20 protein-coding genes are annotated in these 23,322 nt (G+C 70.6%); 5 read left to right on the forward strand and 15 right to left on the reverse strand.

The genetic code is table 11. From position 1 onward, the window contains the following. Positions 1-11: 11 nt before the first annotated feature. Positions 12-986, reverse strand: coding sequence for a glycosyltransferase (locus VNT50_RS09135; RefSeq protein WP_325484801.1), 975 nt, complete (start codon positions 984-986; stop codon positions 12-14). Positions 987-1,232: 246 nt separating this feature from the next. Here VNT50_RS09135 and VNT50_RS09140 point away from each other — a divergent pair, with 246 nt between their 5' ends. Further along, positions 1,233-2,468, forward strand: coding sequence for an Ig-like domain-containing protein (locus VNT50_RS09140; RefSeq protein WP_325484802.1), 1,236 nt, complete (start codon positions 1,233-1,235; stop codon positions 2,466-2,468). Here the strand turns inward: VNT50_RS09140 and VNT50_RS09145 are convergent. From VNT50_RS09145 to VNT50_RS09190, 10 genes are all read right to left on the reverse strand, one after another. Then, entirely contained in the window at positions 2,452-3,672 is a 1,221-nt protein-coding gene (locus VNT50_RS09145; RefSeq protein WP_325484803.1) for a glycoside hydrolase family 5 protein, read from the reverse strand. The two genes, VNT50_RS09140 and VNT50_RS09145, sit on opposite strands and share 17 nt — an antisense overlap. A 36-nt stretch (positions 3,673-3,708) precedes the next feature. Then, positions 3,709-4,851 (reverse strand): glycosyltransferase, encoded by a 1,143-nt coding sequence (locus VNT50_RS09150; RefSeq protein WP_325484804.1) that lies wholly within the window; start codon positions 4,849-4,851, stop codon positions 3,709-3,711. After that, positions 4,832-6,256, reverse strand: coding sequence for a right-handed parallel beta-helix repeat-containing protein (locus VNT50_RS09155; protein ID WP_325484805.1), 1,425 nt, complete (start codon positions 6,254-6,256; stop codon positions 4,832-4,834). The genes VNT50_RS09150 and VNT50_RS09155 overlap by 20 nt, the downstream gene beginning before the upstream one ends. 200 nt (positions 6,257-6,456) lie before the next feature. Then, positions 6,457-7,425, reverse strand: a complete 969-nt coding sequence (locus VNT50_RS09160) for a glycosyltransferase family 2 protein (RefSeq protein ID WP_325484806.1) — start codon at positions 7,423-7,425, stop codon at positions 6,457-6,459. Beyond that, positions 7,422-8,522: a polysaccharide pyruvyl transferase family protein gene (locus VNT50_RS09165; protein ID WP_325484807.1), complete on the reverse strand. Its 1,101-nt coding sequence runs from the start codon at positions 8,520-8,522 to the stop codon at positions 7,422-7,424. The genes VNT50_RS09160 and VNT50_RS09165 overlap by 4 nt, the downstream gene beginning before the upstream one ends. Then, entirely contained in the window at positions 8,519-9,676 is a 1,158-nt protein-coding gene (locus VNT50_RS09170; protein ID WP_325484808.1) for a glycosyltransferase family 4 protein, read from the reverse strand. The genes VNT50_RS09165 and VNT50_RS09170 overlap by 4 nt, the downstream gene beginning before the upstream one ends. A gap of 25 nt (positions 9,677-9,701) precedes the next feature. Then, positions 9,702-11,063 carry a tyrosine-protein kinase domain-containing protein gene (locus VNT50_RS09175; protein ID WP_325484809.1) on the reverse strand — a complete coding sequence of 454 codons (1,362 nt, stop codon included), beginning with the start codon at positions 11,061-11,063 and terminating at the stop codon, positions 9,702-9,704. Between the two features lie 159 nt (positions 11,064-11,222). Continuing rightward, entirely contained in the window at positions 11,223-12,083 is an 861-nt protein-coding gene (locus VNT50_RS09180; RefSeq protein ID WP_325484810.1) for an alpha/beta hydrolase, read from the reverse strand. Beyond that, on the reverse strand, positions 12,080-13,129 hold the full coding sequence (locus VNT50_RS09185; RefSeq protein ID WP_325484811.1) for a glycosyltransferase: 1,050 nt from the start codon (positions 13,127-13,129) through the stop codon (positions 12,080-12,082). The genes VNT50_RS09180 and VNT50_RS09185 overlap by 4 nt, the downstream gene beginning before the upstream one ends. Continuing rightward, positions 13,126-14,034: an alpha/beta fold hydrolase gene (locus tag VNT50_RS09190; RefSeq protein WP_325484812.1), complete on the reverse strand. Its 909-nt coding sequence runs from the start codon at positions 14,032-14,034 to the stop codon at positions 13,126-13,128. The genes VNT50_RS09185 and VNT50_RS09190 overlap by 4 nt, the downstream gene beginning before the upstream one ends. 298 nt (positions 14,035-14,332) lie before the next feature. Here VNT50_RS09190 and VNT50_RS09195 point away from each other — a divergent pair, with 298 nt between their 5' ends. Next, positions 14,333-15,853 (forward strand): sugar transferase, encoded by a 1,521-nt coding sequence (locus tag VNT50_RS09195; RefSeq protein WP_325484813.1) that lies wholly within the window; start codon positions 14,333-14,335, stop codon positions 15,851-15,853. A 38-nt stretch (positions 15,854-15,891) separates the two neighbouring features. Here VNT50_RS09195 and VNT50_RS09200 read toward each other — a convergent pair whose 3' ends face one another. After that, entirely contained in the window at positions 15,892-16,095 is a 204-nt protein-coding gene (locus VNT50_RS09200) for a hypothetical protein (protein WP_325484814.1), read from the reverse strand. 103 nt (positions 16,096-16,198) lie between these two features. After that, a complete protein-coding gene (gene galU, locus VNT50_RS09205) occupies positions 16,199-17,086 on the reverse strand; it encodes a UTP--glucose-1-phosphate uridylyltransferase GalU (protein ID WP_325484815.1) in 888 nt (295 codons plus the stop codon). A gap of 441 nt (positions 17,087-17,527) precedes the next feature. Here galU and rplM point away from each other — a divergent pair, with 441 nt between their 5' ends. From rplM to glmM, 3 genes are read left to right on the forward strand one after another with little or no spacing between them, the layout of a single operon-like run. Then, on the forward strand, positions 17,528-17,974 hold the full coding sequence (rplM, locus tag VNT50_RS09210) for a 50S ribosomal protein L13 (protein WP_325484816.1): 447 nt from the start codon (positions 17,528-17,530) through the stop codon (positions 17,972-17,974). Between the two features lie 30 nt (positions 17,975-18,004). Then, complete coding sequence (gene rpsI / locus VNT50_RS09215; RefSeq protein WP_325484817.1) at positions 18,005-18,490, forward strand: 30S ribosomal protein S9; 486 nt, start codon at positions 18,005-18,007, stop codon at positions 18,488-18,490. A 14-nt stretch (positions 18,491-18,504) separates the two neighbouring features. Next, on the forward strand, positions 18,505-19,863 hold the full coding sequence (gene glmM / locus VNT50_RS09220; protein WP_325484818.1) for a phosphoglucosamine mutase: 1,359 nt from the start codon (positions 18,505-18,507) through the stop codon (positions 19,861-19,863). Here the strand turns inward: glmM and VNT50_RS09225 are convergent. Together VNT50_RS09225 and VNT50_RS09230 are read right to left on the reverse strand one after the other, a co-directional pair. Beyond that, a complete protein-coding gene (locus VNT50_RS09225; protein WP_325484819.1) occupies positions 19,860-20,735 on the reverse strand; it encodes a hypothetical protein in 876 nt (291 codons plus the stop codon). The genes glmM and VNT50_RS09225 overlap by 4 nt on opposite strands. Further along, positions 20,722-23,298, reverse strand: coding sequence for a DUF4062 domain-containing protein (locus VNT50_RS09230; RefSeq protein ID WP_325484820.1), 2,577 nt, complete (start codon positions 23,296-23,298; stop codon positions 20,722-20,724). Before VNT50_RS09230 ends, VNT50_RS09225 begins: the two co-directional genes overlap by 14 nt. Positions 23,299-23,322 lie beyond the last annotated feature (24 nt).

The following is a 23,322-nucleotide window of genomic DNA, read 5'->3' on the forward strand; positions in this document are numbered from 1 at the left end:
TCCCGTCATCCTCAGACCAGCGCCGACGGGCGCGGAACGCGAAGACCGTCGATGATCCGCCTCTGCGCGGCGTGTTCGAGCGCCGCCACGCTGAGCGCGGGCCCCTCGACGGCGATGCCGATGTCTGTCGCGTTGACGAGATCGGCGATCTGCGTCTGATGGTCGTCGATGTGCTCCCCACGCGAGGCGCGGCGCACGGCCTGCACGGGGTAGATCCCCAACCCGAGCATCTCGAGCAGCGTGCCGACACCGGCGTGGGTCACGACCACATCGGCTTCGCGAGCGGCGAGAGCGAACTCGCTCGGCGACATGTAGTCGAAGACCCGGCCGGGCAGAGCATCCGTTCGTTTCGTATCGCCCAGCTGCCACACCGTGTGCTCGTTCGCCAGCCCCGTTGCCAGGAACGCGTCGACGACCGAGTCGAAGCGGTAGCCGCGAATCGTGCCCAGGGTGATGAAGACGCTCTGTATGGGTCGCGGCTCCGGCGAGACCTCGCTCCGGAAATCGGTGAGGATGCTCGCGCAGGACTTCCATCGTCCATCGGCCCAGCCGCCGTGCTGCGTCCGCAGGTGCATCCCCGGCACCCGCTGCAGCAGGCGTCCCGTCGCCGACGGTCCGCGCAGACGGCACACGCTCTCGATGTAGGTGCTCGGCACCTTCGACAGGACGGCGGTCGGGAGCGCCGCGACGGCGACGGCGGCGCCCGTGCTGATCGCGGCGTCGAACCGCTCGCCGCGCACCAGGCGCCTGAGGGCAGGCGCGGCCTTCACCGTCTCCTTGAGGTCGCGCGGACCGATGTACGGCAGGTGGTGCACGCGGCGCCCCTCGAGGAGCTGCCTGCTCTGCGGGGTGTCGAATGTCACCCAGAGGCTGTCCGGGTGGGCGCCCATCCGGGATTCGAGCCTCACCAGCTCGGAGAGATGGCCGCCCGTCGAGCAGACGAGAAGGGACTTGGCTCCGGCACCGGGGATATCTGCATGTGACATGTGATCGTTCCTCGCGTCGGGTGCGAGGGGTGACCCGGTCGCACTGTACGTGGAGCCGACACGCCATTGGCGACTGCCCATTCACGGGCTACAGTAACGCCCGGCGTGCGTGGACCGCAGGGGAATCGACGGGGCTTAACCCGCCCGTAACGACTCTTCATGCGGCGTTCATACGGGCACCGTAGTCTCGGCCTCACGGTCCAGGCGCGCGATTTCGTGCGGACTCCTTCAGAGCGGGGACGGCACATGATGGACGAAGTCGAGCACGACGCACGCTCCCCCAAGGAGCTCTCGCGTCGAGGGTTCATGACGATCGCCGCGGGCGGGGTGGGCGGTCTGCTGCTCGCGTCCGCGGGTGCCCCCGCGTGGGCGGCCACGCCCTCCCCGACCCCGAAGCTGCCGGGCGAGTACTTCCGCAGGGCGAATCAGGTGACGACGGGAGGCACGCTCTTCGACAACGTCTGCGTGCGCATCGACGGCGATGCCGCGCGCATCTACGTCCCGCAGTCCGTGAAGCCGTACTCGGGCGTGCCGGTGCCGGTCGTGTGGTTCTTCCACGGATCGGGCAGCGATCACAACGCGCTCGACGGCGGATTCAAATCGAGCTCGCAAGCCGTCGTCGATCGCGGCGCGATCGCGATCTGCCAGACGGCGGGCGGAACCCTCTACTCCCACCCCACCGCCGTCGCCCTCCAGGTGGCGGGCTACTCGTACATGTCGGGGCTCTTCACGATCTCGACCAACACCCTGCGCTCGACGTCGGGCGGGGGTGCCCTCTGCATCGAGACGTACGCGACAGGGCTGCTGCCGAACATCGCGGGCATGTACAACGTCAATTCGTCCTACAACCTCCGCGCCCACTACGACCAGGGCGGCAGCGGCCAGGCCTCCATCATCGCGGCTTTCGGCGACGACCTTGCCGCGATCGAGGCGGCCAATCCCGCACGCCACCCGGCGGCGTCGTGGACCGCGGCGAAGATGCGGATCGTGGTGTCGCAGCCGAATGAGAGCGACACGGTGGTGCCGCCGCAGGACCACGGGCTCGCGCTGCTGGCCCTCGCGGCTCCTGTCGCGGCCGAGGCGTCGCTGCGCACGCATGCGAACGGGCACAGCACCCCCGGCTTCGCCACCGCGGACTTCCTGGCGGCGGCGGAGCGCTGGAGCGCCTTCGGCTCGACGCCCCCGCCCGACACCCAGCAGCCCGTGGTGAGCTTCGTGCAGCCCGTGAGCGGTGCCACGCTCTCGGGCACGACGACCGTGATCATCAACGCCACCGACAACGTGGGCGTCGTCGATGTCGGCATCTACGTCGGCACCCGCCGGATGGGTACTGCGGCGTTCACGGGGTCGGACTACCGGCTGACGTTCAACACCAACACGTCCGCGACGCCGAACGGCACCTACGTCGCGACGGCGCGGGCGACGGACGCCGCGGGCAACGTGGGCGTCAGCGCGCCGATCACCGTCACTGTGGCGAACTGAGTCCGCTCTCTTCAGAGGGGCGCGATGGATGCCGCTCGATGACCTCCGCCTGCGAGAGAGCCGTGTCGATTCCGCTGGGTGAGGGGAGGCCGGGTTCGCTCCCGACGTACGCCAGCAGCGTTCCCACCTGTTTGACGCTGGATGCCGCGAAATACGTGACGTCGAGCTCGTACTCGTCGGCGATCGCGTAGAACCGCTCGAACAGGTCGTTCCACGCCTCGCCGGATTCCGCGGTCTGCACCCCGCCGGCGCCGCCGGACGGCCAGCCCACTTCGCCCACCGAGCAGCGCACCGCCCACTCACGGCACCACCGGGCGAAGGTGCTGAGCCGTTCGAGCACGCGGGTGTGGTCCACCCCGGGGTCGAACGAATCGCCCGCCTCGTTGTCGTAGAAATGCTCTGAGTACATCACCTTGCCGAGCGGGTCGGCGATCCATGGTCCGTCCGGCGCGATCGCGGCGACCCGGCCGCGCGTGTCGCTGAGGATGCCTTCCACCCACAGCGTGTGCTGATCACCGGTGGCGCGAATCGCGTCGACGGCCACTTGGGCATACCGCTTGTAGACGTCGACGCCGACCGACCACCGCGGTTCGTTGAAGATGTCGAAGGCGGCGACCCGTTCGTCGCCGCGGAAGCGCTCCGCGATGCTGGTCCAGATCGTGCTGACGTGCGCTTCGCTGATGCCGTCGCCGCAGCGCACGCTGCCCTCGACGAACGCGCCGGCACCCCACGGGTAGGTGCACCCGTTGTGCAGGTCGATGATCGTGCGGATGCCGGCGGCGGCGGCCCTGCGCACCTGCTCCTCGACCGCATCGAGGTACGGGGTGCTCACCGGGGCGGCGAGTCCATCGAGGGCCCCGCCCCCCTCGGGAATCTCCTGCAGCCTCTGCCACGGCACGGCGAGACGGACGATGCTCACGCCCCGCGAGGCGAGGTAGTCGTAACTCGACTGCGGTTCGCCGAGGGCCGTCGGGTCTGCCTGCTTGCCGGCGAAGACGAGGCTGTAGATGTTCACCCCCCGCAGATAGTCGTGGCCGTTCAGATAGCTCCCGTCGCCGAAGCGGAGCGCCTCGTCGTCCGTGCGCGCGCCGGCCGTCGTGCCGCCGGAGGGGTCCTCGATGCCCGGCGGAACGACCGGCGCATGCGCGGGGATCGCCACGAGCATGGCGAGCACGGCGACCAGCGCGGCCGTGGAGCCCGCCACCGCCGCCACGATCCCCAGACGCGGCCGACGCACGATCTATCTCGCCGCCCGGATGAGGTGGGCGTAGTCGATCGTCTGCTGAAGGAGGGATCCGCTCGAGTCGGCGCTGAAGCGTTCGAGCCAGTCGTCGACACCGCTCACGTCGAGCCACGCGGCGCGCTCGACCGCATCGGCGATGGACTCCGGATCGTCATCGAGCGCCAGCTCACCGGTGACGCCCGGGATGATCGCGTCGGCGACGCCGAGGGCCGTCGACACCGCGACGGACGGGACGCCCCGCGCCGCCGCTTCGACGAGCACGTTGCCGAGCCCCTCGCGGTGCGAGGGGAGGATGACGACGGAGTTCTCCGCGAAGTGCTCGAACCAGTCCTCGACCCACCCGTGGGGCGTGAACGGCACGCCCAGCCGATCGGCGAGGGCGACGAGCTCATCCTGCAGCGGGCCGCCGCCGAACGAGACGACCTCGGTGCGGATGCCCCGGGCCGCGAGGGCGCGAGCGGTGTGCAGGGCCAGGTGAGGGCTCTTCTGCGGAACGAGCCGGCAGGCGAGCACGAGCTGGACGCCCGCCTCCGTGCCCGGCACACGGGCGACCGGCGTCCGGTCGGTGACCTTCGCCAGCGCGGGGTTCGGCACGACGAGGCTGCGGCTCGGCGGGACGCCGAAGGCGGCCGCCATCTCGGCGCCCACGGGGTGCGACGCCGAGGTGACGGCATCCGCCCGCCGGTACCAGCGCTTCGCGAGCCACACCTTGGCGCGGTGCGACGGCGACGAACCCGCGAGCCCGAGGCTGATCAGGTTGTGCTCGGTGACGACGAGCGTGGGCCCGCTCTGCGACCGACCGCGGGCCGCGATCGCCAGCAGGTTCGGGTACGTCTGCAGCGCCACCGCGGCGTCGTACGCCTCAGCTCGGAAGAGCCGGCGCAGGGCGCTCACCTTGGCGCCGTGCCCGCGGAGCGTGCCGAGGCGATGCACCGTGACGCTGGAGGGCACGAGCTCGGACACCGGCTTGTCGGAGACCATGATCGCGCTGACATCGTGGCCCGCGTCGATGAACCACGTCATCCAGGCGATGCCCACCGCCTCGGCGCCGCCGCCGTGCAGCGAGGTGACGACGAACGCCACGCGCGGGCGGCCGCGGCGGGGCGCCGCCTCGGTGAGCTCAGGGAGTGCAGAAGACATTCGTCAGCCCTCCCGCGGCACCGGTGACGCGGTTATCGCAGCCGACGAGCACGCCTCGATCCGCGCCATGCACCCAGACGCCGTTGCCGCTCGCGTCCACCGCGCCGGTGTTCCGGACGAACTGGTTGCGATAGCCCCATGTGTCCCAGTACATCGACGCATAGCCGTTGGTGACGGCATCCGTGCCGGTGTTGCCGGCCACGAGCCAGTCATTGCCGGTGACCAGGATCCAGCCGATGGCCCGCGAGCCGCTCAGCCGGCCGGTGATCGTGTTGCCTTCGATGCGCCCGGCGCTGGTGCCTTCCTTCGCCTCGATCGGCTCGGCGCCGGCGTCGATGATCGTGTTGTAGATGATCGTGTTGCGGTCGGAGCGATCCGCCGCACCGCCGGTGACCTCCGCCCACCGGCGCTGCGAAGTGCCGATATAGATGCCCTCCCCGAACGCGACGTCGTGGCTGCCGGTGCGGGCGACGGTGTTGTACAGCACGCCGCTGTCGGTGGTGTTGCCGTACAGGTGGATCCCCTCGTAGCCCGTGTCCTTCACGACCAGATCGGCCACGGTCACATACCTGCTCTGCTTGACCATCACGCCCTGGAGCGCCCCCGAGACCGTGAACCCGGCGAGGCGCACGTGCTCGGTGCCTGTCACGCGAAGCGCCGTGCCCGAGGACGTCGACGTGGCCTGGACGACCGCGCTGCGCGGACCGCAGACCCAGATCGGCGCGCTCGCAGTGCCGGAGGCGGTCAGCTGGAAGCCGCCGCGATACGTCCCCGGTGCGAGGGAGATGACGCTGCCGGGCCGCGCCGCGGCGAGGGCCGCGGTCAGCTGCGTCGCCGTCGCGACGGTGACGGTCGCCGCGGGACACGCGTCGTAGCGGTAGGCGTCGGTGGGGGTCGTGTCGGGTGAGCGGTTCTCGCCGACGACGAAGGAGTCGAGGTGGGTGACCTTGCCCGATGAGGCGGGGTTCGCGCGGCCGGTCGCGCGGATGCTGATCGTGTGCGCTCCGGCGGACAGGTCATGCGCGCTGAAGGCGAGCACGCCGTAAGTGGTGGAGCGCGAGTAGTTGTCGACGCTGGTGCGGTACTCGCCGTCGACGTACACGTCGACGATTCCGGCGGTGGGAGAGTTCCAGGTGTACCAGGTGATGTTCGGCCCGGTGAAGGTGAGCGTCGCGGACGCCGTCGCTGAGCTCGAGTATCGGATGTAGCCCCCGCTCGACGCGGACGAGCGCAGCGTGCTCCAGCTGCCCGCATAGGCGATCGCGGCGGATGTCTCCTGGTAGGTGCCCGCGCCGACGGTGGTGGCGGCCCGGGCGGGCGATGGCACCGTCACCGCGGCCGCTGACAGCAGCAGGGTCGCCAGGACGGTCAGAGCGGCGTTCGGGAGGAGCGGTGATCGTGTCATCAGCAGATTCCTTCGATGGCGCCCGCGTCGCGCGGTTCCCGGCCGGCGACGACGTGGCTCTGGCAATGTCCGCCCCCAGTGCACTCCGAGGAATGCGTGCCGACCCGATGTCGCCTCCCATGCTAGGTCAGGCATGCAGGCGGCTCCTCCGTGCGCGTGCGATGTTTCACGCGATCGTCGCTGTCGCGTAACACGCGTGTTCACCGCTCGGCCGCTTTCAGGAGTGCGCGGTGCGCACGCACGGACGTCTTGGCGGTCGCGGCGAGGGCGAAGCGTCGCGCGTCGCGGCGCCGGGCGAAGAGCCACACGTCCGCAGCGGTCAGGCTGCGACGCCGGGCGCTGAGGTGCGCAGCGCGTTCGACGGGGTCGTAGGGGGCGAGCAGGGCATCCTTGATGCCGGAGAGCTGGATGTAGCGGGCGCGGAAGTAGCGGTAGTCCTCGGATGCGGTCAGGCCGAGGCGCTCGGCATCCGCCCGCACCGCCTCGTCGATGATGGCGAGCGATTCGGCGCGCTTGGATGTCGAGGTGATGATCGATCCCGGCCGAAGCCGGTACTCGTAGACCGAGCTCGGGGAGAACACGACGCGATCGGCGTGGGACAGGGCATCGGCCACCATGATGAGATCGGACTGCACCCGCGCGGGAGCGAAAGAGCACTGCTGCATGACGCTGCGGCGGAACAGCTTGTTCCAGAGGTGACCCGTGAGCTCGCCGCGCAGCAGCATGCCGAATGCCTCGGGCCCTGTCACCGGGGCCGACTGCGGGGCCGCGATCGGGCGACGCCCGCCGTCCTGGTAGACGAACTCCGCACCTGCCACGACGACATCGGCGCGCGACTCGCGTGCGAGGTCGGCCAGGATGACGAGGGCGTCGTCGGGCCAAGTGTCGTCGGCATCCACGAACCACAGATATTCACCCGTCGCCTCATCGACCGCGCGCCGGCGGGCGCGGGCGACTCCGCCGTTCACGGACAGCACGATCGCGCGCACCCGTTCGTAGCGGCGATCGAGCCCACGCGCGACGTCGGCGGTCTCATCGCCCGATCCGTCCTCCACGATCACGACCTCGAAGTCGGCGAACTCCTGCCGGGCGAGACGGGCGACGGTGTCGGGGAGATACTCCGCCGCGCGGTAGGCCGGGATGACGACCGTGACGAGCGGGCCGTTCACGCCGCCTTCTCCTTGCGGTGCACCCGTGCCGTGCGGTGCACCCGTGCGCGGAGGGTGTCGGTGACGGCGGCCAGCCGGGTGCGGGCGGTCGTGACCGCCACCATGATCGCGGACCTTCGGCCGAGGGCGTCACGGATGGTCGCGAGGGCGGCGTCGCGATCGCCGAGGTCGCGGGCAACGCTCGTACGCGGGATGCCCGCCCCCTCGAGCGTTCGGGTGACCTTGTCCATCGGCCCGCTGCTCAGGGCGATCGGCACCGCTCCCTCGGTCGCGGCGATCACGACCGCGTGGAGGCGATCGCTCAGCACGATGGCGCTGTCGCGATAGACGGCGCGAAGCCGCTCCTCCTGGCGCGCGTGATTATCATCGAGCCACACGACCGCATCGCACCCCAGCCGGGCGGCGAGTTCGCGGGCCAGCGGGCCGTCGCGCTCGATCTGGGCGAGCACCACCGGCCGCAGGCCGAGCTGTTCGGCGAGCCACGCGACGGCGTCGATCCACTCGGTGCTCGGCTTCTCTCTGGCCGCGTGGCTGAGCCCCTGACGGACGGCGATGGCGAGCAGCGGCCGCGGGCGTTCGGCATCGGCGAGGAGCTCGTCCGGCGACCCGAGCGCGAACGCCCAGTCCGGGGTGACGGTGCCGAGGTTCATGATGCTGCGGCTCGGGGAGTCCCGCCAAGAGACCATGTGGCAGAGCCGGAGGACGGCCGCGATGGGGTGGCGCCACACGGTGGATTCCCGCACACCGACGCCGAGCTGCACCGCGACGCCGCCGCGAAGCCGGTTCACGACGAGCAGCGGCGCGAGCTTCAGGTAGCGCTTGGCGAATGCCGCCTGCACCTCCGTCTCGCCCGTGTCGAACGCGTAGACCCCGCTGCCGGTCAGCAGCTGCTTCGACACCGCGCGGCGCCACTCCTTCGAGTCGCGGACGGGGATGTCGTCGGCGTGGAGGCCGAGACCGCTGATGTAGTCGTCGGTCTTGTCGCCGACGTAGACCCGCAGGGGCGCGATCGTTCGGAGGTGATCGAGGAACCCTCGTCGCAGCACGGTGTCACCCACGTTGTCGTACTGGCCCACGGCCGATGCCAGGATTCTCATGCGCGGTCTCTCCTCGCTATTGCCTTGTGCAGGGACGCCACGAGCAGGCGGCCGCTCTCGTCGGTCGAGAAGCGCTGGGCCCAGCCGCTGACGTGTCGCATCGACGAGCTCCGCGCGCGGAGGACTGCGGCCGCGACGGCCTCGGGGGTGCCGGTCAGGGCCAGCTCGCCCGTGATGCTCGGAACGAGCGCGTCGGCGACGCCGTAGGAATTGGAGATCGCGACGCTCGGGATGCCGCCGAGGGCGGCCTCGACGAGCACATTGCCGAAACCCTCCCGGTACGACGGCAGCACGACGATCGAGCCCGGCGGGGTCTCGGCCACCCAATCCTCGACCCAGCCGCGAAGAGACAGCGGCACAGCGGCGGCGTGCGCCGACGCTTCCAGGGCCGGCCGGCCGGGGCCCTGGCCGAAGCACAGCAGGCGGGCGTCGGCACCGCCGGCGCGCAACAGCGCGGCGGCCGTTACCGCCAGCTCCACCCGCTTCTGCGGTACGAGGCGGAGGGGCAGCACGAGATGCAGTGGGATGCCGTCGGCCTCGCGCACTTCTGTCCGCGGTGCGTCGGCGCCCGGTGCTTCGGCCCGCCGCATCTCAGACCCCCGTACCTCCGCGCCCCGTACCTCCGCCGCCCGCACTTCAGCAGAGTGCGCTGACGGGTTGGGAACCACGACGACCTGACCGCCGCGCATACCGAACGCGCTCACGAGCTGTGCGGCCACCGGATGGGAGACCGCGATGCCCAGGTCGGCGCGGTGGTACAGGCGCCGGGCGAGCCACATCTTCAGCCGCTCGCCGAGGCCGACCGGCTCGTGTTCGCGGGTGGTGATGTTGCGCTCGCTCACGATCAGGGCGGGACGGCTCCGGCGTGCGCCAAGCGCGGCGATCGCGACGAGGTTGGGGTAGCTCTGCAGCGCGAGGACCACGTCGGCGCTTTCGCGGGTGAGCTCCGCGCGGAGCGCACGGACGGCACCGAGATGCCCCCGGCCCTCGAGGGCGCGGGCGCGCGCGCCGCCCTCCAGCGTGCGCGCGGTGCACCCCGAGGTGGTGAGCACGCGCACGTCGTGGCCGCGGGCGCCGAGCCAGCTCGCCCACGTGCGGGCGACGAACTCGGCACCGCCGCCGGAGAGCGAGGTGGTGAGGATGAGGACTCGCACGGCATCGACCTGGTGCCCCGCGATGCTAAACCCCGGCGGGTCGCAGGTCGCGGTACATCGATGCCGCTGGGTCGGCATCCACACCCGACACGGCGGCATCCAGCACCACGACGCCGATGACATCGGCGTTCACGGCTGCCAGCGCGTCCACCGCGGCGGTGACCTCTGACGAAGTGACCCGGCCGGCCGAGACTGCGAGAACGGTGGAATCGGCGGCGGTCGCCGCGAACAGCGTGTCGCTCAGCGGAAGCGCGGGCGCGGCATCCACGAGCACCATGTCGAACTGCGACCTGAGCGTCTTCAGGATCTCCTCGAAGCGGCGTCCCGAGAACAGTTCCGCCGGGCTCTCGGTCGGGGCGCCTGAGGGAAGGACAGTCAGCCCGTTCACCGTCTGCAGCGCGTTCGCGACGGTCGACGTGCCCGTCAGGCACTCGGCGAGGCCGGGACCGGTCAGCCCGAGCGAGGATGAGATCGTGCCGGAGCGGAGGTTGGCATCGACGAGCACGGTGCGCACACCGAACTCCTGCATCGCGAGGGCGAGATTGCCGGTGAGGGCCGATGTGCTGTCGCGAGGGGTCGCCGATGCGACCGCGACGATGCCCAGCCGCGCGCCGGGAGTGTGCCCGAGTGTGGCGGCGACGGTGCGGTAGGCCTCGGCGACCCGACTCAGCGGTTGATCGTAGACCTCGGTGACGGAGGAGGCGCCGGATGGCGCGGGCACGGTGCCGAGGCTTCGGATCGACTCGTGGCGGCCCGCGAGGCTGGCCGATGAATAGACGCGGCGGTCGGAGACGGCCGCGACGGCGATCCAGATCACGCCGGCGGCGAGACCCACGAAGAGGCCGAGTGCGATGTTGAGCAGGACGTTGGGCGACGAGGGGTCCTCGGCGGGGATCGGGTCCTGCAGTGATTCGATGCGCACGGGCGGCACGCCGCCGCCGGAGGGCGTCTCGAGCTCCCGCACGGTGTCGCTGAACGACTCGACGACAGCGGTCGTCAGCGTCGCGGCATCCTGCGGGTTCGCGGCCGTGGCGCTGATCTGCATGACGGCGCTGTTCGCGGGCACCGAGACCGAGACGTCGCGGGCGAGCTCGTCGGTCGTCGTGTCGAGTCCGAGCGTGTCGATCACGTCGGCCAGAACGCGGGGAGAGTCGACGACCTCCTGGTAGGAATACACCTTCTGGATCGCGAAGTTGTTGGCCTGCACGAGCTCGGCCGAGCCCGCTCCCGTCGGTGCGTCGAATGCGACGAAGATCTGGCTGCTCGACGAGTACTCGGGAGTCATCAGCAGCGTGCTGGCCGCACCGGCGAGGCCGCCCGCGAGGGTGAGGGCGATGACGGCCCACCACCACTTCTTGATTGATCGGATCAGTGTCGTGGAGCTCATACGGTGTCCGTTCGTCGGTGCCTGACGGTCAGTCCAGGACTCGTGCTCCGGATCCACGACGCCACGCAACGGAACGCCACGCTCCGGTTGCGAGTGAACACGTCGAACCTATCGAGGTCATGTTGCGTGCTTGTTGCGTTCGATGAGCGTTGTGTGAAGTCATGGTGACGAGTTCGAGTCGAGGAAGGCGAGGATCGCGGCCCGTGTCTTGCTGTTGAGAAGCTGCAGACCGTGCCGGTCGCCGTGCACGACGATCAGCTCGTGCTCGACCCCGGCGGCATCGAGCGCCCCGTCGAGCGCTTCGGCCTGCTCGATCGGGATGATCTCGTCGGAGCCGTGCACGAGGAGGGTGCGCGGCAGGCGGGCGGCCACAGTGAGCGGGGATGCCTCGCCCGCCACCGCGCAGTCCTCCGGTCTCTTGCATCCGAGGTAGGCCAGCACGACCTTCTCCAGGGCGGCCGAGGGGTGTCCGAGCGCCGCGGCGTCGGCCGTCAGGTCGCCGGCGGCCGAGAGGGTCACGACCGATGTCACGGGCACGGGGGCGGCCGCGGCCGCGCTGAGTGCGATGATCCCGCCCGCGGAGCTGCCGAGCAGCGACAGCTGATCGCCGAGCCCGAAGGCCTCGACCTGGGCGGGCTCGCGCAGCCACGCCACCGCGGCGCTCACGTCGTCGACCTGCGCCGGGTAGGTGTCGGGGATGAGCCGGTAGTCCACGGCGAACGCCGCGAATCCGCCGGCGGCGAGCATCTCGCACACGCCGAGCATCGTCGACCGGTCGCCGGTCTCGAACGCCCCGCCGTGGACGAGGACGAGCGTCTGGAGCGGCCGCTCGTGGTCGCCCGGCAGGCAGGCGTCCAGCTGCAGCTCCTGCCCGTCCACCTCCCGGTAGGTGATGTCCCGCTCGACATCGACGCCGGGGGCGGACGTCGACGGCGCGGACGCGGGCGTCGCCGCGCAGCCGGTCAAGGCGAGCGCGGCGATCGCAACCACGGCCGCGATGCGGCCCAGTCGCGTCGTCATCGGGCTCTCATCCTTCCGCTTCCGGCGGCGATCATCGCGTCGCGATAGACCGCCCGATGCCGCCTGCCCACCTCGTCCCAGTCGCGGCCGTCGAGCCGGGGGCGGGACGAAGGGTCGATCGTGCGAGCGGATTCGAGGGCGGCCGACAGGGCGGCATCCGTCAGCTCCCCGTCGTACTCGATGACCCAGCCCGGTCCCGCCTCCGCGGAGAGCGCGGAATTCGATGCGCTCCGCGGCACGAGGATCGGGCGATCGAGCGAGAGGGCCACGAGCGCCGCGCCGGAGTTGTGCATCTCGGCGTACGGGAGCACGACGAGCGAGGCCCGGCTGATCTCGCGCACGAGCTCGTCGTCGTCGACGAACGCGAGGCGCGTCGTGACGTCGGGCGTATCGGCGGTGAGCGAGGCGATCCGCTCGCTCAGCTCGGGAGTGGGCGAGCCGACGATGCGAAGGCGCTGCCCGGGCCGGTCGCGCGATGTGAAGACGTCGATGAGCTTCTCGACGCCCTTGTACGGCCGGATGATGCCGAAGTAGAGCACCAGGCCCGCTTCGCGCGCCTCGCGCGGGTGTTCCGCGAAGCGGTCGCGGTAGTGGCCGTGCAGGATCGTGACGGCATCCATCCACGGCTCGACCTCGGTCGTGGGGTTGAGCCGGATGAACGTCGTCGTCCGCCGGTCGATCTTCGCCAGCAGCCGCCGCTCGCCGCGGCCGCCCCGCTCGTGCGGGTGCAGGTTGTGCACCGTGCGGACGATCGGGATGCGGCGCACCCGCGTGACGAGCAGCGTGGCGCGCATCGCCTGTCGCTTGCCGAAGCGCGTGCGGCCCGACTTCGCACGGAGCAGGAACTCGGGCCAGTGGAGGTGCAGCACGTCGTAGTCGCCCGCGAGGGCCCGCTTCCAGGAGAAGTACGACACCTCGACGTCGTCGGGTGCGCCCTCCGTCATCTGGTCGACGTATTTCGTGGTGCCGTCCGGGGGAGCGAGCGAGTGCAGGACGCGAACCGTGTCTCTCGTCGTGCCGCTGGTGGTCGCCGTTTCGGTGGTCACGCGCCGCATCCTTCCGCGAAGCCGAGCAGATCATCGGGCTCGATGGCGACGGCGGCGTCGGCCGGGGCGGTGGGGGTTGTCGTCGTGACGGTGTGACCGGATGACTCCAGCCCCGAGACGAGCGCGGCCGAGTTCTCGGCGAGCAGCTCGGGCGAGCCCTCCGGCGGCGCGATCACCCGGTACGCGGTCTCCGTCGGCAGCGAGCCGATCGAGGCCAGCGGCGTCTCGTCGGTGCCCGGCGCCCGGCCCCAGGCCTCGAGGATCTGATCCTGGACGGCGGGCTCGGTCTCGACCTGCGAGACGAGGTCGACGACGGGCGCTGCCGAATACCAGCAGGCGACCGGTTCGAGGGGCTGGCGAGCGATGGCCGCGAGGCTGGTCGTCGCTCCCATGCCGGTGGACACGAAGAGCAGCGGCGATGCGTCGGTCTGCGTTCGGACCCACGTCAGGAGCGCCTGCAGGTCGGTCGTCGACGAGGGCGATCCCCAGCTCGTGCCATGGAAGTCACTCGTCGCGACCGCCCAGCCGGCTGCCCCGAGCTCGAGCGCCCAGGGCTCAGCGAGGAGCGCGGCGGGGTCGTCGGCCGCGCCGGGGAAGAGCACGGCGATCCCGACGGCATCCCCCGCCGGCAGCTCGAGCCGCACGGTCTGCCCGTCGATCACGTCGGTGAGGCTGTCTTCGACGCCCGCCGGGGCGGGTTCGATCGTGCCCGTTGCCGAGGGCGACGCTTGAGGCGCCGGAGTCAGCGACGCGGGCGGCGGAGCGGCGCCCTGTCGGAATGCCGCGACCGCGACGGCGCCGAACGAGACGGCCAGGACGACGATGACGAGACTCGCCCAGAGCACCCCCCTTCGCCGAGGAACGCGGCGCTTGGGCGGGACGATCAGGCGGCCCTGCTGAGTCACGGGACCTCCAGGTGGGGCGAGAGCATGACTGGCAACATAGTCGGCCCACGTGAAGACACTGTTTCCCGGGTGTAACCGCCCAGCGCTCGCTGACGGCGAAAAGACGCGCGACGGCGGGCCGGCCCGGTGCGCGGGCGAAGACAGACGGCCATGCAGATGTAACAGAGAGGTAACTCAGGGGGTGATCCCGACGTCCATGATGAGAGTGGATCTGTTGCGGGGGAGCAACGACGTCGCCCGTCGACGCCCTCGCTGCGGCCCCCGGGGTAACCCATGACCATCCGGAGGTACGCAGCACATGGCGGTCATCACGGCAACCGAGGACAGGATGCAAGTGCCCGAGGAGCCGCCGAGCGCTCTCGCCCCCCTTGAGGAGGCGACGACGACGTCCTACCGCGATCGCTGGGAGAAGGCGTACGCGCGTCTGCTCGTCGTGACAGACACGCTGGTCATCATCGCGTGCCTCCTGACCGTCACGATCGCAGGATCGCAGCCCTACACGCTCCCGTTCCTCCATGGGCGGGGAGAGGTCTCGGTGTGGCTCATCGTGGGGGCGCTGATCGCGACGCTCCTCGTGCTGCTCTCACTCAGCGGCAGCCGCAGCCCGCGGGTCGTCGGCGTGGGGAGCCAGGAGTACCGGGCCATCGTGCAGTCCAGCTTCCTGGCCTTCACGACGCTCGCGCTGCTCGCGTATGTCACGAGCCTGGCCGGGCTGCACTTCATCCTCGCCGCCGGGCTTCTCGCGACGATGCCGAGCCTGATCCTGTCGCGCTGGCTGTGCCGGCGCTGGCTCGTCACTCAGCGCCGGGCGGGGCGGATGTCGCACCGCGTCCTTCTCATCGGCGCCGAGGATTCCATCGCCGCCACGGCGCGCGACCTGAAGCGCACGCCGGCGGCCGGCCTGCTCGTGGTGGGCGCCTGCACGCCGAGCGGACGCGTGGCCGACCACATCCCCGGCACCGACATCGCGATCTCGGGGTCGGTGACCAACGTCCTGGAGGCGCTGCAGCGCGTCGAGGCGGACACCGTGCTCATCACGAGCGCCAACGAGCTGTCTGCCGAGACGGTCCGCTGGCTGAGCTGGCAGTTGGAGCCGGGGCGCCAGCACCTCATCGTCGCCCCCAGCCTGACCGACATCGGCGGTCCGCGTCTGCACACCCGACCCGTGGCCGGCCTGCCCCTGGTGCACGTCGAGACCCCGCGCTACGGCGGCGGAAAGCTCGTCACGAAGCGAGCCTTCGACCTCGTCGCGTCGGGCGTGCTGATCGTGCTCCTGGCGCCGGTGCTGCTCATCTCCGCGGTCATGGTGAAGTTCACCAGTCCCGGCGGCGTCTTCTTCCGTCAGGACCGCGTGGGCCTGAGCGGGGACCACTTCGACATGCTGAAGTTCCGCTCGATGTACGTCGACGCGGAGGATCGGCTCGCGGAACTGCAGCACGAGGCGCGGGATCGCGGCAACGACGTCATGTTCAAGATGAAGGACGATCCGCGTGTCACCCCGGTGGGCAGGTTCCTGCGCCGCTTCAGCCTCGACGAGCTTCCCCAGCTCTTCAACGTGCTGATGGGAAAGATGTCACTCGTCGGCCCTCGCCCGCCGCTCGATCGCGAGGTGCGCCAGTACTCGAAGTCGGTGCACCGCCGCTTCCTGGTCAAGCCCGGCATCACGGGACTGTGGCAGGTGAGCGGCCGCTCCGACCTCGACTGGGACGAGACGGTGCGCCTGGATCTGTTCTACGTCGAGAACTGGACGCTCACGGGCGACCTGATGATCCTGCTCAAGACCGTCAAGGCCGTGCTGCAGAGCGACGGCGCGTACTGACGCACTCGTGAGGCCGGTGGTTCACGAGGCGGGGTGCTTCAGCGCAGCCGCTCGTCGCGCACGGCGCGCATGCCGGCGCGTGCGGCCACCGCCCTCGCATCCGCGGCCAGCACCTCGCGGGTCATCGCACCCATTTCGCCGTCGTGATCGGCGCGCGCGACGATGCGCCCGAAGAGGACGGCGATGACGGCGGCGACGGCCGCCCAGGCCGCGACGAGCGGCAAGACAGGGGTGAGGTCCATGTGACTCTCCATCGAGTGCACTCGGTGCCGTACGGCAGGATCTGGTGGGTTCGTGCAGGGCGTGAAACCCACCCAGTATAGCGATCGTGGCAAGCGATCGCGATCAGAGCGTCGGCGTCAGCTCCTTCAGGAACGACGAGAGGTCGGGCCCCAGATCGTGGCGGTCGAGGGCGAGCAGAATCGTCGATTTGAGGTAGTCGAGGCGATCGCCGGTGTCGTAGCGTCGCCCGCGGAAGATCACGCCGAGAACGGGGCCCGCGAGCTGCTCGTCGGCCGCGAGCGCCTCGAGCGCGTCGGTGAGCTGGATCTCGCCGCCCTTGCCCGGCTCCGTGGCCTCCAGCACATCGAAGATCTGCGGCTTCAGCACGTAGCGCCCGATGATCGCGAGGTTGGAGGGCGCATCCGCCGCGGAGGGCTTCTCGACGAGCCCGGTGACCCGCACGACATCGCTCTCGTCCGTCGTCTCGACGGCGGCGCATCCGTAGAGGTGGATCTGCGAGGGGTCGACCTCCATCAGCGCGACGACCGTCGCCGACCGGGCACGGCTGACGTCGATCATCCGCGTCAGCAGGGGATCCCGCGCATCGATGAGATCGTCGCCGAGCATGACGGCGAAGGTCTCGTTGCCGACGTGCTTCTTGGCGCGCAGCACGGCGTGCCCGAGTCCCTTCGGGTCTCCCTGGCGAACGAAGTGGATGTCGGCGAGCGAACTGGTCTCGACGACCCGGGCGAGCTTGGCGTCGTCTCCCTTTCGCTCCAGGGTGTGCTCGAGTTCGGTGACCCTGTCGAAGTGGTTCGCCAGCGCGTTCTTGTTGCGGCCGATGATCACGAGCACGTCGTCGATGCCGGCCGCGACGGCCTCTTCGACGACGTACTGGATAGCGGGCTTGTCGACGACGGGGAGCATCTCCTTCGGCATCGCCTTCGTCGCGGGGAGGAAGCGCGTGCCGAGGCCCGCTGCGGGGATGACTGCCTTGATGGGAGTGTCCATGCCCCGACGCTAGGGGAATCGCGTTAAGCGGCGATTACGCGCGCGTGACCCGAGCGTGCCACGGGACGCCCCATCGCCGCGAATCGGCGCGGGTTCGATGCCGCATCCTTTCCAGCGGCAAGGATGGATGTCGTGACCGCCCGCCGCGACACCAACGCGAGTGGCAGCCGTGGTCGCTTCCCGCGCCCGTATCCGGCGCCACCTGCCACCTGAAGCGGCACGGAGCCGGCAGAGGGGGATGGGGGGCGGACCGCGCCAGGCGCGAGGTTTGGCCGATGCTTCCGCATGCCGTAAGCTTGACCCTTGGTGCCCGCGCCCCTGCTGGCCGGCCACCGCGAACGTGAGCCCTCCACTGGTGTGTTTCCTCCGACATCCGTCGGTGAAACCCCCCGGAGCGGGATTCACGAACCTCTCCGTTCGAATCAAGAAAGCAGCACTATTGTGACGCGCACGTACACCCCCAAGGCTGGCGAAGCCCAGCGCGAGTGGCACATCATCGATGCGACCGACGTCGTGCTCGGCCGCCTCGCGAGCCACACCGCGGTTCTGCTCCGCGGCAAGCACAAGCCGACCTTCGCCAACCACATGGACATGGGCGACTTCGTGATCATCATCAACGCCGAGAAGGTGGCGCTGACCGGTCAGAAGCTCCAGAAGAAGAAGGCCTACCGCCACTCGGGCTACCCGGGCGGCCTCAAGTCGGTCACCTACGAAGAGCTCCTCGCGAAGAACCCTGAGCGCGCCGTCGAGAAGGCCGTGCGCGGCATGCTCCCCAAGAACAGCCTGGGCGCTCAGCAGCTCCGCAAGCTCAAGGTCTACCGCGGCGCCGAGCACCCCCACGCCGCTCAGCTGCCCAAGGCCTTCACCCTCGACCAGGTCGCCCAGTAAGCGCCTCCCAGACTGACTAAGGACACACTCGTGGCGAAGATCGAAGAATCCACCGACATCCCTCAGACGTTCACGACCGAGACCCCGGCCGCCCAGGCCGTGGAAGCGGCCCCGCGTCCCGTTCTCAGCGTTCCCGGCGCAGCCGTCGGCCGTCGCAAGCAGGCCATCGCCCGCGTGCGCATCGTCCCCGGCTCGGGCGTCATCACGGTCAACGGCCGTACGTTCGAGGACTACTTCCCGAACAAGCTGCACCAGCAGCTCGTGAAGGACCCCTTCACCGTGCTCAACCTCACCGACGCCTACGACGTCATCGCGCGCATCTCGGGCGGTGGCCCGTCGGGTCAGGCCGGCGCGCTGCGCCTCGGCATCGCCCGTTCGCTGAACGGCATCGATGAGGAGAACAACCGCCCGACCCTCAAGAAGTCCGGCTTCCTCTCGCGCGACGCGCGCGTCAAGGAGCGCAAGAAGGCCGGTCTCAAGAAGGCCCGCAAGGCTCCTCAGTACTCGAAGCGCTAGGTCGCAACGTCCCGATGCCGCTCTTCGGCACGGACGGGGTCCGGGGGCTGGCCAACGGCCCCCTGACCGCCGACCTCGCGCTCACCCTGGCCCAGGCGACCGCTGTCGTCCTGGGCCAGGGCCGTACCGCCGACGCCCGCCGCGCGGCGGGCAAACGCCTCACGGCGGTCGTCGCCCGCGACCCGAGGGTCTCCGGTGAGTTCCTCGCCGCGGCCGTCTCGGCGGGCCTCGCGTCATCCGGTGTCGACGTACTCGACGCGGGGGTGCTCCCCACGCCGGCCACCGCGTACCTCATCGCCGACATCGACGCCGACTTCGGGGTCATGGTCTCGGCGTCGCACAACCCGGCGCCCGACAACGGGATCAAGATCTTCGCGCGCGGGGGAGTGAAGCTCCCCGACGTCGTCGAGCAGCGCATCGAGGCGGCCATGGCCGCCCCCAAGCTGCAGCCGACGGGCGGCGGTGTCGGCCGCATCCGCCGATTCGCCGACGCCGAGGACCGCTACGTCGTGCACCTCCTCGGGTCGCTGCCGCACAGGCTCGACGGCCTGCACGTCGTGCTCGACTGCGCCCACGGTGCGGCATCCGGCGTCTCCCCGGAGACGTTCCGCGACGCCGGTGCGAAGGTGACCGTCATCGGCGCCGATCCCGACGGGCTCAACATCAACGACGGCGTCGGTTCGACGCACCTCGACCAGCTGGCGGATGCCGTGCTCGCGCACGGCGCCGACGTCGGCATCGCGCACGACGGCGACGCCGACCGGTGCCTCGCCGTGGATGCCGCAGGCAAGGTCGTCGACGGCGACCAGATCATGGCGATCCTCGCGGTCGCGATGAAGAGCCGCGGGCGCCTGGTCGACGACACGCTCGTCGCGACGGTCATGAGCAACCTCGGGCTGCATGTCGCGATGCGACAGGAGGGCATCCGCCTCCTGCAGACCGCCGTGGGCGACCGCTACGTGCTCGAGTCGATGAACGAGGGCGGCTACTCCCTCGGCGGCGAGCAGTCCGGCCACGTCATCATGAGCGAGTACGCGACCACCGGCGACGGATTGCTCACGGGCCTGCACCTGATGGCCGAGATGGCACGCTCGGGCCGCACGCTGGCAGAGCTCGCATCGGTCATGACCGTGTTCCCGCAGGTGCTGTTGAACGTGCGCGGCGTGGATCGCACTGGCGTGGCCTCGGACGACGTGCTCGCCGCGGCGGTCGCCGAGGTCGAGGCGGAGCTCGGCGACACCGGTCGCGTGCTGCTGCGAGCCTCCGGCACCGAGCAGCTCGTGCGCGTCATGGTCGAGGCCGCCGATCCCGAGTCCGCGCAGTCCTATGCCGACCGGCTCGCCGCCGTCGTCAGCGAGCGACTCGCCCTCTAGGCCTGCCGATCGACGGCGCGCTCGCCCGCTCGCGCGGCGCGCCGCATCCGCCGCTCCGCCCATACCGCGAGGCCGCCGTAGCATCCGAGGGCCATCACCAGCAGGGCCACGAACCCCCACGCGGCGGGGCGCTCCCATTGCACGTCGGCGCGACCCACCCAGATCGCCGTGAGCACGAAGGCGATGCTCACGAGCTGGGCGGCGTACAGGATGCGAAAGCTCGTCCATCGGCGATCGATGATCATCGACGCGTTCACGAACCCCGTGAGGCTGAGGATCGCGCCGAGCGTACGGGCCGTGAGCGGGGTGAGATCCCATCCCCAGACTCCGATGAACGCCGCCGGCGACACGAACATGGTGAGGCCCGTCAGGGTCGCGATGCCGCCCACGACCACGAGTGTCCACGCCACGGGGGCGGGGATGATGGTCTCCCGCGACGCGGGTGTGCCGGGGTCCGCGGATCGCTGGGCGACGGCGGCCGCCGCGATCAGGAACGGCGTCGTTGCGTACAGCACGGACCACACGACGAACGACAGGTTGGGAGTGAACCTGTCGGCGTGCAGCGCCGTCGCGATTCCGAGCAGGCTCGAGAACACGAAGACCGGCAGGAGGCCGCGCCGCACGCGGTGCCACTCGGCGGTGAACAGCACGCCGGCGAAGTAGACGATCCCCCCGAGGTAGGCGGCGCCGAGGATCATGCCCGTGATCGGCGGTTCGATCGGCCAGGCGAACAGGTCGGCGACGCGCGCGGGCAGGAGAATCAGGATGCCGGCGGCGATCAGCAGGAACGGCAGCAGCACGACTGCCAGCCACCGCACCGGCAGCAGTACCCGATCGGTACCGGCTATTCCGACGCGCTCACGTGCGGGCATGGGCAAGCACCTCCGTGAGCGGCAGGGCGCGACCCTTTGCGGAGCCGGCATCGAACTCGTCGGCGAGCCCCGCGGAGCGCAGCCCCTCCACCGCGGGTGCGTGGAACGAGAAGGCGGCGGCGTTGAACAGCCCCGTGCGCTGGCGGAGCGCCTCGGCCGCCCCGGCGAGCTCGCCGGCGCGGTCGGCGTCGCCGCGCTTCGCGGCGATGGCGACGAGCCCCTCGAGGCCGTATGCGACGCCTTCGTCATGTCCGAGCGCGGCCGAGATGTCGAGACCCCGGGCGAAGTCGCCCTCGGCGTCCTCGACGTCGCCGGCGAGCAGTCGCACCCATCCGCGGTGGTGCAAGGCGATCGCGATGCCGAGGGGTTCCCCTTCGGCGCTCGCGAGCGCCAGGCTCTCCTCGAAGCGGAGGGCTGCGGCATCCGCCTGCCCCGCGACCATCAGCACGCGACCCATCGTGACCAGTGCCATCGCCTCGCCCCAGCGGTCGTGGGCGGCCGTGAAGCGATCCCGGCTTCGCTCGAGGTCGGCGATGGCGCCGGGCACATCGGGCGTCTCCGCCGCGAGCCGGGCGAGCGCGCACGAGACGAGGGCGAGCGCCTCGCCGGTGTCGTCCCCCGATTCCGCGAAGAGCTCGGCGCTGCGGGTCAGGCCCCCGACCAGGTCGACGTCCTGCTGCTGCCAGAACGCGATCGCCCTCGTGAAGTACAGCGCGATCGCCTCCGCACGGTGCGACAGGGTGCTCCCGCGCGCCGCCACCTCGTCCAGCAGCCGCGTCATCCAGATCCGCACCTGTCCGAGCAGGCCGCCGAGCCACAGGTAGAGCCAGAGCGACCACGCCAGCTCGGCCGCCCGGTCCCCGTCGCCGCGGTCGGTGAGCCACGCCACGGCGGAGGCGAGATCGGCGCGCTGGAGATTGAGCGCCGACAGCCAGCCCACCTGGTCGCCGGTGCGCAGCCCCACGGCCGCGGCGCGCGCCAGCTCGAAGAAGTACCGCGCGTGCGTCTCGCGGGCGGCATCCCATTCCTCGGCCGTGCTCAGGGCGGCCGAGTACGAGCGAACCGTGCCGAGCATGCTGAACACGCTCTGGCCCGCGACATCGTGCTGGCTCACGAGACTCGACTCCACGAGCGCGTCGAGCGAGTCCAGGGCGCCCGGGCCGACCAGGGCCTCCGCGCCGTCGAGCGTGAAGGGCCCCGCGAACACGGCGAGTCGCGCGAGGCTCGCGCGGGCCGACGGCTCGAGCAGATCGACGCTCCACTGGATGGTGCTCGCCAGGGTCCGCTGGCGTGCCGGCAGGTCGCGGGCGCCTCCGGAGAGCAGGCTCAGCCCGTCGGCCAGCCGTCCGAGGATGCTCTCGGGCGACAGCGTCCGCACACGCGCCGCGGCGAGCTCGAGGGCGAGGGGCACGCCTTCGAGCGTGCGGCAGATGGCCACGACGGCGGCGCTGTTGGCCGGAGTCAGCTCGAAGTCGGGCTGGACCGCACGCGCGCGCTCGACGAAGAGCGCAACGGAGGGGATGCCGGAGGCGGCCTCCGGCGTCGGCTCGAGGTCGTCGGCGGGAACTTCGAGGGGCGGCACGTCGAAGGTGCGCTCGGGGCGCACGCGCAGGGGCGACCGACTCGTGACGAGGACGGTGAGCTCCGGCAGCGCGGAGATGAGCGCAACGATGACCGGCGCGGCATCCAGGACGTGCTCCATGTTGTCGAGCACCATCACGAGACGGCGCCCATCCAGCGCCGTCACGACCTTGTCTTCGAGCGGGCCTTCGCCCGAGTCCCGGACCCCCAGCTCGTGCGCGATCGCGGGAAGCACGAACGGCGCCGATCGCACGGGCTCGAGCATCACGAAGACGACCTCGGTGCCTTCGCCGGCGATCGCGGTCGCGACCTCGATGGCGAGGCGGGACTTGCCGATGCCGCCCGGCCCGGTGAGCGTGACGAGGCGCACATCGCTCCGCGCCAGCAGCTCGCGAACGCTCGCGATGGCCCCGCCGCGGCCCACGATCGCGGTGAAGGGGGCGGGCACGCGCCCGCCGGCGGGCTCGTGGGCCGACAGAGACTGCTCCTCCGGCGACGGGCGGCTCGCGTCGAAGCGTTCGGCGAACAGCACCGCGAGGTCGACCGTGATGAGCTCGCGTAGCTCGTCCGGGTCGGAGAACCGCTTGTACGACGCGTCGTCGTCGTCGCGGATGCGCTCGAGCAGCGCGTCGAGCCGGGGCTCGCGAGCGTCGTCGAGCTGCTTGACGTAGATCAGCTTCGGGATGCCGCCGGCGAGCGCATACTCGTCTTCGAGCCCCGACGTGTCCTCCCCGGGGGCGATCCAGCCGTAGCTCGCGCCGTAGATCCCCACGAAGACATCGCTCTGGGCGAGGTACGAGCGGTAGAGCGAGCGCGGCGGATGCGGCCGTGCCCCGAGCTCGAACATGACCGGCGCGAGCTGCAGCGACTCGATCGCCGCGCGCGCGGCGCGGCGCTCGGCCTCGAGCTCGCGCAGGGTGGAACTCACGAAGACTCGAATGCGCTGGTCGGGAGTTCGGATCGCCGCCGCGGGTGCATCCATCTACGAAGTGTGGACCCAGCAGGC

The sequence above is a fragment of the Microbacterium sp. genome (assembly GCF_035554235.1).
Taxonomy (GTDB): Bacteria; Actinomycetota; Actinomycetes; order Actinomycetales; family Microbacteriaceae; genus Microbacterium.